Source organism: Peribacillus sp. SIMBA_075, assembly GCF_046534585.1.
The window spans coordinates 15,951-31,270 of sequence record NZ_JAWRYN010000029.1 but is presented as its reverse complement, the minus strand read 5'-3'; the positions used below and the strand labels follow the sequence as shown (position 1 = coordinate 31,270).

Sequence of the window (15,320 nt, the reverse complement as noted above, 5' to 3'; positions counted from 1 at the left end):
TTACCCATTTATGAACCACCTGGATGTGTGGTACTAGAAATGAAAACGTGAAGGGAGGAAAAATGTAATGCCTACTATTAATCAATTAGTGCGTAAAGGACGCGAGTCTAAAGAGGTTAAATCAAAATCTCCAGCACTTAACAAAGGCTACAACAGCTTTAAAAAAGCACAAACTAACGTATCATCTCCGCAAAAACGTGGTGTTTGCACTCGTGTGGGTACTATGACACCGAAAAAACCAAACTCCGCGTTACGTAAATATGCGCGTGTACGTTTAACAAACGGTATCGAGGTAACAGCTTATATCCCAGGTATCGGTCACAACCTACAAGAACACAGCGTGGTTCTTATCCGTGGCGGTCGTGTAAAAGATTTACCAGGGGTACGTTATCATATCGTACGTGGTGCTCTTGATACTGCTGGAGTTAACAATCGTATGCAAGGCCGTTCTAAATACGGTACTAAGCGTCCGAAAGCAGCAAAAAAATAATCTCAAACAAAAATTAAACTTTCTTGAAAGGAGGAAATATAATGCCTCGTAAAGGACCTGTAACGAAAAGAGATGTATTACCAGATCCGATTTATAATTCAAAACTTGTGACTCGCTTAATCAACAAATTAATGGTTGATGGACAAAGAGGTAAATCACAAAAAATTCTTTACTCTGCATTTGATTTAATCAAAGAACGTACTGGCAATGAGCCGATCGAAGTTTTCGATCAAGCACTTAAAAACATCATGCCTGTATTAGAAGTAAAAGCACGCCGTGTGGGTGGAGCTAACTACCAAGTACCAGTTGAGGTGCGTCCAGACCGTAAATCGACTCTAGGACTTCGTTGGTTAGTAAACTACTCTCGCCTTCGTGGAGAAAAAACGATGGAAGAGCGTTTAGCTTATGAAATCATGGATGCTGCTAACAATACTGGAGCAGCAGTTAAGAAACGTGAAGATACACACAAAATGGCTGAAGCTAACAAAGCATTCGCTCATTATCGCTGGTAAGATCAAACACTATAAAATCCTTATAGAAGGAAGGAGAAAGACAAATGGCAAGAGAGTTCTCCTTAGCAAACACTCGTAATATCGGTATCATGGCTCACATCGATGCTGGTAAAACGACAACAACAGAACGTGTTCTATACTATACTGGTAAAATCCATAAAATTGGTGAAACACACGAAGGTGCTTCACAAATGGACTGGATGGAACAGGAACAAGAACGCGGAATCACGATCACATCCGCTGCAACAACTGCACAGTGGAAAGGTCACCGTGTAAACATCATCGATACACCAGGACACGTAGACTTCACAGTTGAAGTTGAACGTTCATTGCGTGTACTTGATGGAGCTGTAGCTGTACTTGATGCCCAATCAGGTGTTGAGCCTCAAACTGAAACTGTTTGGCGCCAAGCTACAACTTATGGTGTACCGCGTGTCGTATTCGTAAATAAAATGGACAAAATCGGTGCGGATTTCCTTTACTCAGTTGGAACAATCCACGATCGTCTACAAGCTAATGCTCATCCAGTTCAGTTACCAATCGGTGCTGAAGATCAATTCTCTGCAATCATTGACCTTATTGAAATGAAAGCTCATTTCTATGCCAATGATCTAGGAACTGATATCACTGTTGGTGAAATTCCTGAAGAACATCGGGAATTAGCTGAAGAATACCGTGAAAAGTTAATTGAAGCAGTAGCAGAAGTTAATGAAGACTTAATGGAAAAATACCTTGGCGGCGAAGAAATCAGCATTGCTGAATTAAAAGCAGCTATTCGTACAGCAACCGTTAACGTTGAATTCTTCCCAGTTATCTGTGGATCAGCTTTCAAAAACAAAGGTGTTCAATTAATGCTTGATAACGTTATCGACTTCCTTCCATCTCCGTTAGATGTACCAGCTATTAAAGGTACTCTTCCTGATACAGAAGACGAAGTAGAACGCCACTCAGATGATTCTGAACCGTTCTCAGCTTTAGCGTTTAAAGTAATGACGGATCCTTACGTTGGTAAACTTACATTCTTCCGTGTGTACTCAGGTACATTAGAATCAGGTTCTTATGTAATCAACTCAACTAAAGGTAAACGTGAACGTATTGGACGTATCCTTCAAATGCACGCAAACAGCCGTGAAGAAATATCAACTGTATACGCAGGAGATATTGCTGCAGCTGTAGGATTGAAAGATACTACAACTGGTGATACTCTATGTGACGACAAGAACCAAGTAATTCTTGAGTCTATGGTATTCCCAGAGCCAGTTATTTCACTTTCAGTTGAACCAAAATCCAAAGCAGACCAAGACAAAATGGGCCAAGCTTTACAAAAGCTACAAGATGAAGATCCAACATTCCGTGCGCATACTGACCAAGAAACTGGTCAAACGATTATCGCTGGTATGGGTGAACTTCACTTGGACATCCTTGTTGACCGTATGCGTCGTGAATTTAAAGTGGAAGCAAACGTTGGTGCTCCTCAGGTAGCATACCGTGAAACTTTCCGTGGTTCAGCTAAGGTTGAAGGTAAATTCGTTCGCCAATCAGGTGGTCGTGGACAATTCGGACACGTATGGATCGAATTTGGTCCAAACGAAGAAGGTAAAGGATTCGAATTTGAAAATGCTATCGTCGGTGGTGTAGTACCACGTGAATATATCCCTGCTGTACAAGCTGGATTAGTTGATTCACTTGACCGTGGTGTACTTGCTGGTTACCCGCTAGTCGACATCAAAGCAAAATTATTTGACGGTTCTTACCATGACGTTGACTCCAACGAAATGGCATTTAAAATTGCTGCATCAATGGCACTTAAAAATGCTGCTTCTAAATGTAAACCGGTTATCCTTGAGCCAATCATGAAAGTAGAAGTAGTTATTCCTGAAGATTATCTAGGCGACATCATGGGAGATATTACATCCCGCCGTGGTCGTGTAGAAGGTATGGAAGCTCGCGGTAACACGCAAATGGTTAAAGCGATGGTTCCACTATCTGAAATGTTCGGATATGCTACGTCTCTACGTTCTAACACACAAGGACGCGGAACATTCTCTATGCACTTCGATCATTATGAAGAAGTACCTAAGAGCATTTCTGAAGAAATCATCAAAAAAAATAAAGGTGAATAATTGATTTTCATCTCTTATTAAAGTATAACTATCTTATGTAAGCTGTGATGGAAGAATTAGTCTTCTTTCACAGCCCTATATACTTAATCTTTTATTTATAATTTTAAGGAGGAATTCCTAATGGGAAAAGCTAAATTTGATCGTTCAAAACCGCACGTTAACGTTGGAACAATTGGTCACGTTGACCATGGTAAAACAACTCTAACTGCTGCAATCACAACTGTACTTGCTAAAACTGGTGGAGCAGAAGCTCGCGCTTATGACCAAATCGATGGTGCTCCAGAAGAAAGAGAACGTGGTATCACAATCTCTACTGCACACGTTGAGTACGAAACAGCTACTCGTCACTATGCACACGTTGACTGCCCAGGACATGCTGACTATGTTAAAAACATGATCACTGGTGCTGCACAAATGGATGGCGGAATCCTAGTAGTATCTGCTGCTGATGGCCCAATGCCACAAACTCGTGAGCACATCCTTCTTTCTCGTCAAGTAGGTGTACCATTCCTAGTGGTATTCATGAACAAATGCGACATGGTTGATGACGAAGAACTTCTTGAATTAGTAGAAATGGAAATCCGTGATCTACTATCTGAATACGAATTCCCTGGCGATGACATTCCAGTTATCAAAGGATCTGCACTAAAAGCTCTTCAAGGAGAAGCTGAATGGGAAGAAAAAATTCATGAATTAATGACAGCTGTTGATGAGTATATCCCAGAACCAACTCGTGACACTGAAAAACCTTTCATGATGCCAGTTGAGGATGTATTCTCTATCACTGGTCGTGGTACAGTTGCTACTGGTCGTGTTGAGCGTGGACAAGTTAAAGTCGGTGACGTTGTTGACATCATCGGTTTCAACGAAGAGTCTAAACCAACAACTGTAACAGGTGTTGAAATGTTCCGTAAACTTCTTGACTATGCTGAAGCTGGTGACAACATCGGTGCACTTCTTCGTGGTGTATCCCGTGAAGATATCCAACGTGGACAAGTACTTGCTAAACCAGGTACAATCACTCCACACACAAAGTTCAAAGCTGAAGTTTATGTTCTTTCTAAAGAAGAAGGTGGACGTCACACTCCATTCTTCACAAACTACCGTCCTCAGTTCTACTTCCGTACAACTGACGTAACTGGTATTTGTAACCTTCCTGAAGGCGTAGAAATGGTTATGCCTGGAGACAACATCGAAATGACTGTAGAACTTATCGCTCCAATCGCTATCGAAGAAGGTACTAAATTCTCTATCCGTGAGGGTGGACGTACTGTAGGCGCTGGCGTAGTTGCTACAATCACAGAGTAATTGATTCATAAAACAATATTGGAAGGGACGCCTTCCGGGAAAAGCAGATGGGACGCCATCTGCTTTTTTTTATTTTAAAGGACTTTATATTTTTTCTTCTATAATATCCGTTGGAAATTGAGTGCATTCCAAAGAAAATGTTGTGGATTTACCAAATGAAGAAAATGGATATGAAAGACCGTGTAGAATGTACTTGTAAATACTTGTGATAGTATGTATAATAATAAAAGTGTGTTGCACAAGAAAGTCTAAGTTTAACTTGCATTCTACTTGTGCTTTATGTATAATAGACAATGTTGGTCTTTGACTGCGATGATATGGAAGGTTGCTGACACACCCGGCCGCTTTGCCATGGCGAGTGTGTGGGAAATTTCCATTGAGAAGGTCTATTTCAAAATAGGCGAAAAGGAGGGAAAATTATGGCAAAACAAAAAATTCGTATCCGTTTAAAAGCATATGATCACAGAATTCTTGATCAGTCTGCTGAGAAAATTGTTGAAACTGCAAAACGTTCTGGTGCGGCTGTATCTGGTCCAATTCCATTACCTACTGAAAGATCGGTATACACGATCCTACGTGCGGTTCATAAATACAAAGATTCTCGTGAACAATTCGAAATGCGTACGCATAAACGTCTAATCGACATCGTTAATCCAACTCCACAAACAGTTGACTCATTGATGCGTTTAGATTTACCATCAGGCGTTGACATTGAAATCAAATTATAATTCATATAAATATGAACAATTACTCTAGGAGGTGTGACTTATGACCAAAGGAATCTTAGGAAGAAAAATCGGTATGACTCAAGTTTTTGCTGAAAACGGCGAACTTATCCCGGTAACAGTTATCGAGGCTGCTAATAACGTGGTTCTTCAAAAGAAAACTGTTGAAACTGATGGGTATGAAGCAGTTCAAGTTGGTTTTGAAAACAAACGTGAAAAGCTTTCTAACAAACCTGAAAAGGGACATGTTGAAAAAGCAAATACTACTCCTAAGCGCTTCATTCGCGAATTCCGCGGAACGGATCTTACTGAATATGAGATCGGTCAAGAAGTCAATGTTAGTATTTTCGCAGAAGGCGATTTAGTAGATGTATCAGGAATTTCAAAAGGTAAAGGTTTCCAAGGCGCTATCAAACGTCACGGACAATCTCGCGGACCGATGACTCATGGTTCTCGTTACCACCGTCGCCCAGGTTCAATGGGTCCTGTAGCTCCAAACCGCGTATTCAAAGGTAAACTATTACCAGGACGTATGGGTGGGGAACAAATTACTGTTCAAAACTTAGCTATCGTTAAAGTTGATGTTGAACGTAACCTACTATTGATCAAAGGTAATGTACCTGGTGCTAGAAAAGCATTGATCAAAGTTAAAACTGCTGTTAAAGCAAAGTAATTTCTGAGAAAGGAGGAGCAATAGAATGCCAAAAGTTACATTGTTCAACCAAACAGGTTCTCAAGTTGGCGACATCGAACTGAATGAATCCATCTTTGGTATCGAACCTAATAATCATGTATTATTTGAAGCAATCATTATGCAACGAGCTTCCTTACGTCAAGGAACTCATAAAGTTAAAAACCGTTCTGAAGTTGCAGGCGGTGGACGTAAACCTTGGAAACAAAAAGGAACTGGACGTGCGCGTCAAGGTTCTATCCGTTCTCCACAATGGCGTGGCGGTGGCGTTGTTTTTGGACCAACTCCAAGATCTTACGCTTACAAGCTACCTAAAAAGGTACGTCGTTTAGCTATTAAATCTGCATTGTCTGCAAAGGCATTGGAAGAGAACATTTTGGTACTTGAAAGCTTGTCTTTCGAAGCTCCAAAAACAAAAGAATTTGTAGCAGTACTTAAAAACCTTTCTGTTGATACTAAAACGTTGATCGTTACTGACGGATTAGATGAGAAAGTTGCTCTTTCTGCACGTAACATCCCTGGTGTTACTGTAGTTGAAGCTGTTGGTCTTAATGTTCTTGATGTTGTATCACACAACAAATTGATCTTGACTAAATCAGCTGTCGAAAAAGTAGAGGAGGTGCTTGCATAATGGATGCACGCGATATCATTAAGCGCCCCGTAATCACTGAACGCTCTTCAGACATAATGGCTGAAAAAAAATATACTTTTGAAGTTGATGTTAGAGCTAACAAAACTCAAGTTAAAGATGCTGTTCAAGAAATTTTCGGCGTTAAAGTTGAGAAAGTAAACATCATGAACTACAAAGGTAAATTCAAACGTATGGGCAAACACGCAGGCTATACTAACAAGCGCCGTAAAGCAATTGTTAAATTAACTGCTGACAGCAAAGAAATCGAGCTATTCGAGGCTTAATTCATTAGAGAAGGAGGGAAATACAAATGGCGATTAAGAAGTATAAACCTACCTCTAACGGTCGACGTAATATGACAACTTCCGATTTTGCTGAGATCACTACAGACAAACCGGAAAAATCATTACTTGCTCCTTTACACAGCAAAGGCGGCCGTAATAACCAAGGTAAGTTAACAGTTCGTCATCAAGGTGGCGGCCACAAGCGTCAATACCGTATCATCGATTTCAAACGGAATAAAGATGGTATACCAGGACGCGTTGCTACTATTGAGTACGATCCAAATCGTTCTGCAAACATTGCATTAATTAATTACGTTGATGGAGAAAAACGTTATATCCTAGCTCCAAAAAACCTAGAAGTAGGTTTGGAAATCATGTCAGGTCCAGAAGCTGACATTAAAGTGGGTAACGCACTTCCTCTTATTAACATCCCAGTTGGTACAGTAATTCATAACATCGAACTTAAACCAGGAAAAGGTGGACAATTAGTCCGTTCAGCAGGAACATCTGCTCAAGTACTTGGTAAAGAAGGTCGTTATGTACTTGTACGTTTAAACTCAGGTGAGGTTCGTATGATTCTTGCTACTTGCCGTGCTACAATCGGTCAAGTTGGTAATGAACAACATGAACTTATCAACATTGGTAAAGCTGGCCGTAACCGTTGGTTAGGTAAACGCCCAACAGTTCGTGGATCAGTAATGAACCCGAACGATCACCCACACGGTGGTGGTGAAGGTAAAGCTCCAATCGGACGTAAATCACCAATGTCTCCATGGGGTAAACCAACTCTTGGATTCAAAACTCGTAAGAAGAAAAATAAATCCGATAAATTTATCGTACGTCGTCGTAAAAAATAACGGGATTGACCTACGGTTCATATATAGAACCGTAGAACAGTCACGAAGGGAGGTACTCGCATGGGTCGTAGCTTAAAAAAAGGGCCTTTTGTTGATGATCATTTATTGGTAAAAGTTGAAAAATTAAATGAAGCTGACAAGAAACAGGTAGTAAAAACTTGGTCTCGTCGCTCAACAATCTTCCCGCAATTCATCGGACATACAATCGCTGTTTATGACGGTCGTAAGCATGTGCCGGTTTATGTAACAGAAGATATGGTAGGTCACAAACTAGGCGAATTCGCGCCTACACGCACTTATAAAGGTCACGCAAGTGATGACAAGAAAACAAGACGTTAATGAGAGGAGGGCATCTCATGCAAGCAAAAGCTGTCGCTAGAACAGTTCGTATTGCTCCTCGTAAAGTGCGTTTAGTCGCAGATTTAATTCGAGGAAAACAAGTAGGTGAAGCAGTGGCGATTCTTCGCTTAACACCAAAATCTGCTTCTCCAGTCGTAGAAAAAATTCTGAAATCTGCTATCGCAAATGCAGAACACAACTACGAAATGGATATTAATAACCTAGTCGTTTCAGAGGCATACGTTAACGAAGGACCAACATTAAAACGTTTCCGTCCTCGCGCTCAAGGTCGTGCGAGTGCAATAAACAAACGTACTAGTCATATTACAATCGTTGTATCAGAAAAGAAGGAGGGGTAATCTGTGGGTCAAAAGGTAAATCCAGTCGGTTTGCGTATCGGGATCATCCGTGATTGGGAATCCAAATGGTACGCTGATAAAGACTACGCAGTTCTTTTGCATGAAGACATTAAAGTTCGTGAGTATATCGCGAAACGTTTAAATGATGCTTCTGTATCCAAAGTTGAAATCGAACGTGCAGCTAACCGTATCAATGTATCTGTTCACACTGCTAAACCAGGAATGGTTATCGGTAAGGGCGGTACTGAAGTTGAAGCACTTCGTAAAGCTTTGAACCAGTTAACTGGCAAAAGAGTTCATATCAATATCATTGAAATTAAAAGAGCAGATCTTGACGCAAAATTGGTTGCTGAAAACATCGCTCGTCAATTAGAAAACCGTGTTTCATTCCGTCGTGCTCAAAAGCAAGCTATCCAACGTACTATGCGTTCTGGCGCACAAGGAATCAAAACTCAAGTTTCTGGTCGTCTTGGCGGTGCTGATATTGCTCGTGCTGAACATTACAGCGAAGGAACAGTTCCACTTCACACACTTCGTGCTGACATAGATTATGCTCATGCTGAAGCAGATACTACTTACGGTAAGCTAGGCGTGAAAGTTTGGATCTACCGTGGAGAAGTTCTTCCTACTAAGAAGAAATCTGAGGAAGGAGGAAAATAATATGTTATTGCCAAAACGCGTAAAATACCGTCGTGAACACCGCGGTAAGATGAGAGGGATGGCTAAGGGCGGCACTGAAGTTCATTTTGGAGAATTTGGACTTCAAGCTCAAGAAGCTTCCTGGATCACTAACCGCCAAATCGAAGCAGCTCGTATTGCGATGACTCGTTATATGAAACGTGGAGGAAAAGTTTGGATCAAAATTTTCCCAAGCAAACCTTACACAGCTAAGCCGCTTGAAGTACGGATGGGTTCCGGTAAAGGTGCTCCTGAAGGTTGGGTAGCAGTAGTTAAACCGGGCAAAGTATTGTTTGAAATCTCTGGTGTATCTGAAGAGGTGGCAAGAGAAGCATTGCGCCTTGCAGCACACAAACTTCCAATCAAATGCAAGTTTGTAAAAAGAGAGGAAATTGGTGGTGAAACAAATGAAAGCTAATGAAATCAAAGATCTAACCACTGCTGAAATTGAACAAAAACTAAAATCTCTTAAAGAAGAACTATTTAATCTTCGTTTCCAGTTAGCTACTGGACAACTTGAAAATACAGCTCGCATCCGTGAAGTTCGCAAATCGATTGCTCGTATGAAAACAGTTGTTCGTCAAAGAGAGATCGGTGTCACTAATCGATAATGAATGGAGGTTTGCAGAATGAGCGAACGCAACCAACGCAAAATCTACACTGGCCGCGTAGTATCCGATAAAATGGATAAAACAGTAACAGTTGTTGTAGAAACCTATAAAAAGCATTCTTTATACGGTAAACGCGTGAAATACTCTAAAAAGTTAAAAGCTCATGACGAGCTAAACGAAGCTAAAGCAGGCGACGTAGTACGTATCATGGAAACTCGTCCACTTTCAGCTACAAAGCGCTTCCGTCTTGTAGAAGTAGTAGAAAAAGCAGTAATCATTTAATATAGTTCGGATTAAGCTAATTCCGAAGGGAGGTACCGTACATGATTCAACAAGAATCTCGTTTAAAAGTCGCTGACAATTCAGGTGCTCGTGAAGTGCTAACAATTAAAGTCCTAGGTGGTTCTGGCCGTAAAACTGCAAACATTGGTGATGTCATCGTTTGTACAGTTAAACAGGCAACACCAGGAGGCGTTGTTAAAAAAGGTGAAGTCGTTAAGGCTGTTGTTGTCCGTACAAAACGTGGTATGCGTCGTCCTGACGGTTCTTACATTCGTTTTGATGAAAACGCATGTGTAATTATCCGTGACGATAAGAGCCCACGTGGAACTCGTATTTTTGGACCTGTTGCTCGTGAATTACGTGACAATAGTTTCATGAAGATCGTTTCTCTAGCTCCAGAAGTTCTATAATATGTAAAATTTGTATAAAGCCTTTCAAGGAGGTGCCAAGCTAATGCATGTTAAAAAAGGTGACAAAGTCGTAGTCATCTCTGGTAAGGACAAAGGCAAACAAGGAACAATTCTTGAAGCATATCCGAAACAAAATCGTGTGCTTGTTGAAGGAATTAACATCGTGAAAAAGCATTCCAAGCCATCTCAAATTAATCCACAAGGTGGAATTATCAGCAGAGAAGCTGCTATTCACGTATCCAATGTAATGCCACTTGATCCTAAATCAGGTAAACCGACTCGTGTTGGATATAAGATCGAAAATGGTAAAAAAGTACGCGTAGCTAAAATATCAGGTGAATCTTTAGATAAATAAGTCATAAATGAAGGGAGGTACACTAAGCAATGAGCCGCCTTAAAGAAAAATTCAAAAGTGAAATTACACCGTCATTGATGGGTAAATTCAACTATCAATCAGTAATGCAAGTACCAAACATTGAGAAAATCGTTATTAACATGGGTGTGGGTGACGCAGTATCTAACTCAAAAGCTTTAGATACAGCTGTTGAAGAACTTACATTGATCACTGGTCAAAAACCAGTTATAACAAAAGCTAAAAAATCAATCGCAGGCTTCCGTTTGCGTGAAGGTATGCCTATCGGAGCGAAGGTTACATTACGTGGAGAACGTATGTATCAATTCCTTGATAAGCTAGTATCTGTATCTTTACCACGTGTACGTGATTTCCGCGGCGTTTCAAAGAAATCCTTTGACGGACGTGGGAACTATACATTAGGTGTTAAAGAACAACTTATCTTCCCTGAGATTGATTACGATAAAGTGAGCAAAGTTCGTGGTATGGATATCGTTATCGTAACGACTGCCAACACTGACGAAGAAGCTCGTGAACTACTTACTCAAGTTGGAATGCCGTTCCAAAAGTAATCTCTAAATAAAGGGAGGCGAAATCGTGGCTAAAAAGTCTATGATCGTAAAGCAAAAACGCGAACAGAAGTTTAAAGTACAAGAATATACACGTTGCGAACGTTGCGGACGTCCACATTCTGTATTACGTAAATTTAAACTTTGTCGTATTTGTTTCCGCGAACTTGCATATAAAGGACAAATTCCTGGCGTTAAAAAAGCTAGCTGGTAAAACCCGAGTTTGGGAAGGAGGTAAAATATAATGGTCATGACAGATCCTATTGCAGATATGCTTACTCGCATCCGTAATGCGAATATGGTTCGTCACGAAAAACTAGAAGTTCCTGCTTCAAAGATCAAAAAGGAAATTGCTGAGATCTTAAAGCGTGAAGGCTTCGTACGTGACTTTGAATTAATCGAAGACAACAAACAAGGTATCATCCGTATCTTCTTAAAATACGGTGCAAACAACGAACGTGTTATCACTGGTCTAAAACGTATCAGCAAACCTGGTTTGCGTGTATATGCAAAAACTGGAGAGGTACCACGCGTTCTAAACGGTTTAGGTATCGCAATTGTTTCTACTTCTCACGGAGTTTTAACAGACAAGGAAGCTCGCTCTAAACAAGCTGGCGGAGAAGTTTTAGCATACGTTTGGTAATACATTTTCACAAGAATGGAGGTGCACAATATGTCTCGTATAGGTAAAAAACCTATTGAAATCCCTACAGGCGTAACGGTTACTGTTAACGGAAGTGAAGTAACTGTTAAAGGTCCTAAAGGTGAATTAACTAGATCATTCAGTCCTGACCTTACAATCGTTGTTGAAGAGAACGTGTTAACTGTTACACGTCCGTCTGACGAGAAGGCTCACCGTTCTTTACACGGAACTACTCGCGCACTTATCTCTAACATGGTTGAAGGTGTATCAACAGGTTTTGTAAAATCACTTGAACTTATTGGGGTTGGGTACCGTGCACAAAAGCAAGGTACTAAGCTTATCCTTAACGTAGGATATTCTCACCCTGTAGAAATAGAACCAGAAGCTGGCGTTGAAGTCGAAGTTCCTTCTAATACAAAAGTAATCATCAAAGGTGCAAACAAAGAACGTGTAGGAGCTCTAGCAGCTAATATCCGTGATGTTCGCCCACCTGAACCGTATAAAGGTAAAGGGATCCGTTACGAAGGCGAATTCGTTCGTCGTAAAGAAGGTAAAACTGGTAAGTAATGCCGCATAAGTAAACGAAAGGAGTGACGTAAATGATTACGAAGCTTGATAAAAATGCTACTCGTCAGAAAAGACATGCGCGTGTACGTGCTAAGCTTTCTGGAACAGAAGCTCGTCCTCGTTTAAATGTGTTTCGTTCAAACAAACACATTTACGCACAATTAATTGACGATGCACAAGGCGTAACATTAGCAAGTGCTTCAACTCTTGATAAAGAGATCAGTATCGAAGCTAGTAGCAATGCTGAAGCAGCTCAAAAAGTTGGCGAACTTATTGCGAAACGTGCTGTTGAAAAAGGTTTCAAAGCTGTGGTATTTGACCGCGGTGGTTACCTCTTCCATGGTCGTGTTAAAGCATTGGCTGACGCTGCTCGTGAAAACGGCTTAGAATTTTAATGGATAAGGAGGGACATAACAGATGCGTAGCATTGATCCTAATAAATTAGAACTTGAAGAACGCGTAGTTACAGTAAATCGTGTAGCTAAAGTTGTTAAAGGCGGACGTCGTTTCCGTTTCACTGCACTAGTTGTTGTTGGTGATAAAAATGGTCATGTTGGATTTGGTACTGGTAAAGCTCAAGAAGTTCCGGATGCTATCCGTAAAGCTATTGAGGACGCTAAGAAAAATCTAATTACTGTACCAATGGTTGGAACTACAATTCCTCACCTTGTGAACGGTCGCTATGGCGCAGGTCACATTCTATTGAAACCAGCTTCTGAAGGTACAGGAGTAATTGCTGGTGGTCCTGTTCGTGCGGTACTAGAATTAGGCGGAGTTAGCGATATCTTGTCTAAATCACTAGGTACTAATACACCTATTAATATGGTTCGCGCAACAATTGAAGGATTGAAGCAATTGAAACGTGCTGAAGACGTAGCTAAGTTACGTGGAAAATCAGTACAAGAACTGTTAGGATAAGGAGGGAAATCGAATTATGGCTAATAAATTAGAAATTACCCTCACTCGCAGCTTGATTGGTCGTCCTGAAGATCAACGTGTTACAGTTAACACTTTGGGTTTACGCAAAATGCATCAAACGGTTATTCATGAAGATAACCCTGCGATTCGCGGTATGATTACCAAAGTTGCTCATCTTGTTACTGTAAAAGAACAATAAAATAATTTTTAACTTAACAAGGAGGTGCCAACATGAAACTTCATGAGTTAAAAGCTGCAGAAGGTTCTCGTAAAGAACGTAAACGTAAAGGTCGCGGTATTGGATCTGGTAACGGTAAAACAGCAGGTAAAGGACATAAAGGACAAAACGCTCGCTCCGGCGGCGGTGTGCGTCTTGGATTTGAAGGGGGACAAACTCCTCTATTCAGACGTTTACCTAAACGTGGATTTACCAACATCAACCGTAAAGACTATGCTATCGTGAATCTTGATACGTTAAATCTTTTCGAAGACGGTACTGAAGTAACACCAGCTCTTTTACTTGAGACTGGAGTTGTTAGTAAAGAAAAAGCAGGAATCAAAATTCTTGCAAAAGGAAGCATTGAGAAAAAGCTTACTGTTAAAGCTCACAAATTCTCGTCTACTGCTAAAGAAGCTATCGAAGCTGCTGGCGGTAATACAGAGGTGATCTAATGTTTCGCACGATCTCCAATTTTATGCGCGTGGGTGAAATAAGGAATAAGATTATTTTTACCCTTCTAATGTTAATCGTCTATCGCATCGGTACATTTATACCTGTACCGCATGTGAATGCCGGTTTTCTCGCTGAACAGGACCAGCTGAGCGTCATAGGTCTTTTAAATACCTTTGGCGGCGGAGCACTAAAAAACTTCTCCATATTAGCGATGGGTATCATGCCATATATCACGGCATCTATCATCGTTCAACTATTACAGATGGATGTTGTACCTAAGTTCACTGAATGGTCTAAACAAGGGGAAGCAGGGCGCCGTAAATTAGCTCAATTCACGCGTTACTTCACTATTATCCTAGGATTTATCCAAGCTTTGGGCATGTCTTATGGGTTCAATAATATGTCAGGTGGCCAGTTGATTGAAAATCCTGGAATTGCAACATACTTGCTTATTGCGACTGTCTTAACGGCAGGAACAGCTTTTCTTTTGTGGTTAGGGGAGCTGATCACTGCTAAGGGTGTGGGTAATGGGATTTCCATCATAATCTTTGCTGGTATCGTAGCTAGTTTGCCAACAACGGCAAATCAAATATACGCCCAACAATTTCAAAATGCTGGCGATCAATTATTCTTACGAATTATAACGATTATCCTCATTGTATTAGCAGTATTAGCAATCGTGGTTGCTGTCATCTTCATTCAGCAGGCATTACGTAAAATTCCTATTCAGTATGCCAAACGTGCTGCGGTAGGTCGTACACAAATGGGTGGCCAGTCTACACATTTACCATTGAAAGTAAATGCTGCAGGGGTTATTCCGGTAATCTTTGCAATGGCATTTCTTATCACTCCTACTACAATCGCATCTTTCTTTGGAAAGAACAGTGTTACTAGTTGGATAACAGAAAATCTTGCTTATACCAATCCAATTGGTATGATCATTTATGTCGCTCTTATCATTGCTTTTGCGTATTTTTATGCATTCATTCAGGTTAACCCTGAACAAATGGCTGAGAATTTGAAAAAGCAAGGTGGCTATGTGCCGGGGATTCGTCCAGGTAAGAGTACACAAGAATATTTAACACGTGTTTTATACCGTTTGACGTTTGTAGGCTCTATATTCTTAGCCATCATTGCCGTTTTACCGGTATTCTTCATTAAGATTGCTGATTTACCTCAATCTGCACAGATTGGTGGTACTAGTTTGCTAATCGTAGTGGGGGTTGCCCTTGATACGATGAAGCAGCTTGAATCACAACTTGTGAAGAGACACTATAAAGGCTTTATAAAGTAATGAG

The 15,320-nt window shown here is 40.7% G+C and carries 26 protein-coding genes; all 26 read left to right on the top strand.

Annotation, left to right across the window (positions count from 1 at the left end; genetic code table 11):
- Positions 1–67: 67 nt before the first annotated feature.
- The gene (rpsL, locus tag SB775_RS18740; protein ID WP_061440379.1) at positions 68–490 is read left to right on the top strand and encodes a 30S ribosomal protein S12; all 423 of its coding nucleotides are present in this window, start codon (positions 68–70) and stop codon (positions 488–490) included.
- A 41-nt stretch (positions 491–531) separates the two neighbouring features.
- Complete coding sequence (gene rpsG, locus SB775_RS18735) at positions 532–1,002, top strand: 30S ribosomal protein S7 (RefSeq protein ID WP_048677878.1); 471 nt, start codon at positions 532–534, stop codon at positions 1,000–1,002.
- A 44-nt stretch (positions 1,003–1,046) separates the two neighbouring features.
- Positions 1,047–3,125, top strand: coding sequence for an elongation factor G (gene fusA / locus SB775_RS18730; protein ID WP_061440380.1), 2,079 nt, complete (start codon positions 1,047–1,049; stop codon positions 3,123–3,125).
- A gap of 120 nt (positions 3,126–3,245) precedes the next feature.
- Positions 3,246–4,433, top strand: coding sequence for an elongation factor Tu (gene tuf / locus SB775_RS18725; RefSeq protein ID WP_061440381.1), 1,188 nt, complete (start codon positions 3,246–3,248; stop codon positions 4,431–4,433).
- 419 nt (positions 4,434–4,852) lie between these two features.
- Positions 4,853–5,161: a 30S ribosomal protein S10 gene (gene rpsJ, locus SB775_RS18720; RefSeq protein ID WP_019244375.1), complete on the top strand. Its 309-nt coding sequence runs from the start codon at positions 4,853–4,855 to the stop codon at positions 5,159–5,161.
- Positions 5,162–5,201: 40 nt separating this feature from the next.
- Entirely contained in the window at positions 5,202–5,831 is a 630-nt protein-coding gene (gene rplC / locus SB775_RS18715; protein ID WP_061440382.1) for a 50S ribosomal protein L3, read from the top strand.
- 25 nt (positions 5,832–5,856) lie between these two features.
- Entirely contained in the window at positions 5,857–6,480 is a 624-nt protein-coding gene (gene rplD / locus SB775_RS18710; RefSeq protein WP_061141104.1) for a 50S ribosomal protein L4, read from the top strand.
- Positions 6,480–6,764 (top strand): 50S ribosomal protein L23, encoded by a 285-nt coding sequence (gene rplW, locus SB775_RS18705; protein ID WP_034305023.1) that lies wholly within the window; start codon positions 6,480–6,482, stop codon positions 6,762–6,764. The genes rplD and rplW overlap by 1 nt, the downstream gene beginning before the upstream one ends.
- Positions 6,765–6,790: 26 nt before the next feature.
- Entirely contained in the window at positions 6,791–7,621 is an 831-nt protein-coding gene (gene rplB / locus SB775_RS18700) for a 50S ribosomal protein L2 (protein WP_061440383.1), read from the top strand.
- 60 nt (positions 7,622–7,681) lie between these two features.
- Entirely contained in the window at positions 7,682–7,960 is a 279-nt protein-coding gene (gene rpsS / locus SB775_RS18695) for a 30S ribosomal protein S19 (RefSeq protein ID WP_034305018.1), read from the top strand.
- Positions 7,961–7,977: 17 nt separating this feature from the next.
- The gene (rplV, locus tag SB775_RS18690; RefSeq protein WP_061440384.1) at positions 7,978–8,319 is read left to right on the top strand and encodes a 50S ribosomal protein L22; all 342 of its coding nucleotides are present in this window, start codon (positions 7,978–7,980) and stop codon (positions 8,317–8,319) included.
- A gap of 3 nt (positions 8,320–8,322) precedes the next feature.
- Positions 8,323–8,979, top strand: a complete 657-nt coding sequence (rpsC, locus tag SB775_RS18685; RefSeq protein ID WP_061440385.1) for a 30S ribosomal protein S3 — start codon at positions 8,323–8,325, stop codon at positions 8,977–8,979.
- A 1-nt stretch (position 8,980) separates the two neighbouring features.
- Entirely contained in the window at positions 8,981–9,415 is a 435-nt protein-coding gene (rplP, locus tag SB775_RS18680) for a 50S ribosomal protein L16 (protein ID WP_053349061.1), read from the top strand.
- Positions 9,405–9,608: a 50S ribosomal protein L29 gene (gene rpmC, locus SB775_RS18675; protein ID WP_034305010.1), complete on the top strand. Its 204-nt coding sequence runs from the start codon at positions 9,405–9,407 to the stop codon at positions 9,606–9,608. The genes rplP and rpmC overlap by 11 nt, the downstream gene beginning before the upstream one ends.
- 18 nt (positions 9,609–9,626) lie before the next feature.
- On the top strand, positions 9,627–9,890 hold the full coding sequence (gene rpsQ, locus SB775_RS18670) for a 30S ribosomal protein S17 (protein WP_034305007.1): 264 nt from the start codon (positions 9,627–9,629) through the stop codon (positions 9,888–9,890).
- 41 nt (positions 9,891–9,931) lie between these two features.
- Positions 9,932–10,300, top strand: a complete 369-nt coding sequence (gene rplN / locus SB775_RS18665; protein ID WP_061440386.1) for a 50S ribosomal protein L14 — start codon at positions 9,932–9,934, stop codon at positions 10,298–10,300.
- A 43-nt stretch (positions 10,301–10,343) separates the two neighbouring features.
- Positions 10,344–10,655 carry a 50S ribosomal protein L24 gene (gene rplX, locus SB775_RS18660; protein ID WP_061440387.1) on the top strand — a complete coding sequence of 104 codons (312 nt, stop codon included), beginning with the start codon at positions 10,344–10,346 and terminating at the stop codon, positions 10,653–10,655.
- A gap of 29 nt (positions 10,656–10,684) precedes the next feature.
- Complete coding sequence (gene rplE, locus SB775_RS18655) at positions 10,685–11,224, top strand: 50S ribosomal protein L5 (RefSeq protein ID WP_048677889.1); 540 nt, start codon at positions 10,685–10,687, stop codon at positions 11,222–11,224.
- 25 nt (positions 11,225–11,249) lie between these two features.
- Positions 11,250–11,435, top strand: coding sequence for a type Z 30S ribosomal protein S14 (locus SB775_RS18650; RefSeq protein ID WP_034304998.1), 186 nt, complete (start codon positions 11,250–11,252; stop codon positions 11,433–11,435).
- A 30-nt stretch (positions 11,436–11,465) separates the two neighbouring features.
- Positions 11,466–11,864 (top strand): 30S ribosomal protein S8, encoded by a 399-nt coding sequence (gene rpsH, locus SB775_RS18645; protein WP_061440388.1) that lies wholly within the window; start codon positions 11,466–11,468, stop codon positions 11,862–11,864.
- Between the two features lie 30 nt (positions 11,865–11,894).
- Positions 11,895–12,431: a 50S ribosomal protein L6 gene (gene rplF / locus SB775_RS18640; protein WP_061440389.1), complete on the top strand. Its 537-nt coding sequence runs from the start codon at positions 11,895–11,897 to the stop codon at positions 12,429–12,431.
- 32 nt (positions 12,432–12,463) lie between these two features.
- Entirely contained in the window at positions 12,464–12,826 is a 363-nt protein-coding gene (gene rplR / locus SB775_RS18635; protein ID WP_061440390.1) for a 50S ribosomal protein L18, read from the top strand.
- A 22-nt stretch (positions 12,827–12,848) separates the two neighbouring features.
- Positions 12,849–13,349: a 30S ribosomal protein S5 gene (gene rpsE, locus SB775_RS18630; RefSeq protein WP_034304987.1), complete on the top strand. Its 501-nt coding sequence runs from the start codon at positions 12,849–12,851 to the stop codon at positions 13,347–13,349.
- A gap of 16 nt (positions 13,350–13,365) precedes the next feature.
- Positions 13,366–13,548 carry a 50S ribosomal protein L30 gene (rpmD, locus tag SB775_RS18625; protein ID WP_057915223.1) on the top strand — a complete coding sequence of 61 codons (183 nt, stop codon included), beginning with the start codon at positions 13,366–13,368 and terminating at the stop codon, positions 13,546–13,548.
- A gap of 32 nt (positions 13,549–13,580) precedes the next feature.
- Complete coding sequence (rplO, locus tag SB775_RS18620; protein WP_034304982.1) at positions 13,581–14,021, top strand: 50S ribosomal protein L15; 441 nt, start codon at positions 13,581–13,583, stop codon at positions 14,019–14,021.
- Positions 14,021–15,316, top strand: coding sequence for a preprotein translocase subunit SecY (secY, locus tag SB775_RS18615; protein ID WP_061440391.1), 1,296 nt, complete (start codon positions 14,021–14,023; stop codon positions 15,314–15,316). Before rplO ends, secY begins: the two co-directional genes overlap by 1 nt.
- Positions 15,317–15,320 lie beyond the last annotated feature (4 nt).

Bases quoted from the DNA above. Each gene is read 5' to 3' on its own strand.
- rplE (WP_048677889.1), top strand. From the start codon at position 10,685: ATGAGCCGCCTTAAAGAAAAATTCAAAAGTGAAATTACACCGTCATTG.
- rpmD (WP_057915223.1), top strand. From the start codon at position 13,366: ATGGCTAATAAATTAGAAATTACCCTCACTCGCAGCTTGATTGGTCGT.
- rplR (WP_061440390.1), top strand. From the start codon at position 12,464: ATGATTACGAAGCTTGATAAAAATGCTACTCGTCAGAAAAGACATGCG.
- tuf (WP_061440381.1), top strand. From the start codon at position 3,246: ATGGGAAAAGCTAAATTTGATCGTTCAAAACCGCACGTTAACGTTGGA.
- fusA (WP_061440380.1), top strand. From the start codon at position 1,047: ATGGCAAGAGAGTTCTCCTTAGCAAACACTCGTAATATCGGTATCATG.
- rpsQ (WP_034305007.1), top strand. From the start codon at position 9,627: ATGAGCGAACGCAACCAACGCAAAATCTACACTGGCCGCGTAGTATCC.
- rpsJ (WP_019244375.1), top strand. From the start codon at position 4,853: ATGGCAAAACAAAAAATTCGTATCCGTTTAAAAGCATATGATCACAGA.
- secY (WP_061440391.1), top strand. From the start codon at position 14,021: ATGTTTCGCACGATCTCCAATTTTATGCGCGTGGGTGAAATAAGGAAT.
- rplF (WP_061440389.1), top strand. From the start codon at position 11,895: ATGTCTCGTATAGGTAAAAAACCTATTGAAATCCCTACAGGCGTAACG.
- rplC (WP_061440382.1), top strand. From the start codon at position 5,202: ATGACCAAAGGAATCTTAGGAAGAAAAATCGGTATGACTCAAGTTTTT.
- rpsG (WP_048677878.1), top strand. From the start codon at position 532: ATGCCTCGTAAAGGACCTGTAACGAAAAGAGATGTATTACCAGATCCG.
- rpmC (WP_034305010.1), top strand. From the start codon at position 9,405: ATGAAAGCTAATGAAATCAAAGATCTAACCACTGCTGAAATTGAACAA.
- rpsS (WP_034305018.1), top strand. From the start codon at position 7,682: ATGGGTCGTAGCTTAAAAAAAGGGCCTTTTGTTGATGATCATTTATTG.
- rplP (WP_053349061.1), top strand. From the start codon at position 8,981: ATGTTATTGCCAAAACGCGTAAAATACCGTCGTGAACACCGCGGTAAG.
- rpsL (WP_061440379.1), top strand. From the start codon at position 68: ATGCCTACTATTAATCAATTAGTGCGTAAAGGACGCGAGTCTAAAGAG.
- rplN (WP_061440386.1), top strand. From the start codon at position 9,932: ATGATTCAACAAGAATCTCGTTTAAAAGTCGCTGACAATTCAGGTGCT.
- rplV (WP_061440384.1), top strand. From the start codon at position 7,978: ATGCAAGCAAAAGCTGTCGCTAGAACAGTTCGTATTGCTCCTCGTAAA.
- rpsH (WP_061440388.1), top strand. From the start codon at position 11,466: ATGGTCATGACAGATCCTATTGCAGATATGCTTACTCGCATCCGTAAT.
- rplO (WP_034304982.1), top strand. From the start codon at position 13,581: ATGAAACTTCATGAGTTAAAAGCTGCAGAAGGTTCTCGTAAAGAACGT.
- rpsE (WP_034304987.1), top strand. From the start codon at position 12,849: ATGCGTAGCATTGATCCTAATAAATTAGAACTTGAAGAACGCGTAGTT.
- rplX (WP_061440387.1), top strand. From the start codon at position 10,344: ATGCATGTTAAAAAAGGTGACAAAGTCGTAGTCATCTCTGGTAAGGAC.
- rplB (WP_061440383.1), top strand. From the start codon at position 6,791: ATGGCGATTAAGAAGTATAAACCTACCTCTAACGGTCGACGTAATATG.
- rplD (WP_061141104.1), top strand. From the start codon at position 5,857: ATGCCAAAAGTTACATTGTTCAACCAAACAGGTTCTCAAGTTGGCGAC.
- rplW (WP_034305023.1), top strand. From the start codon at position 6,480: ATGGATGCACGCGATATCATTAAGCGCCCCGTAATCACTGAACGCTCT.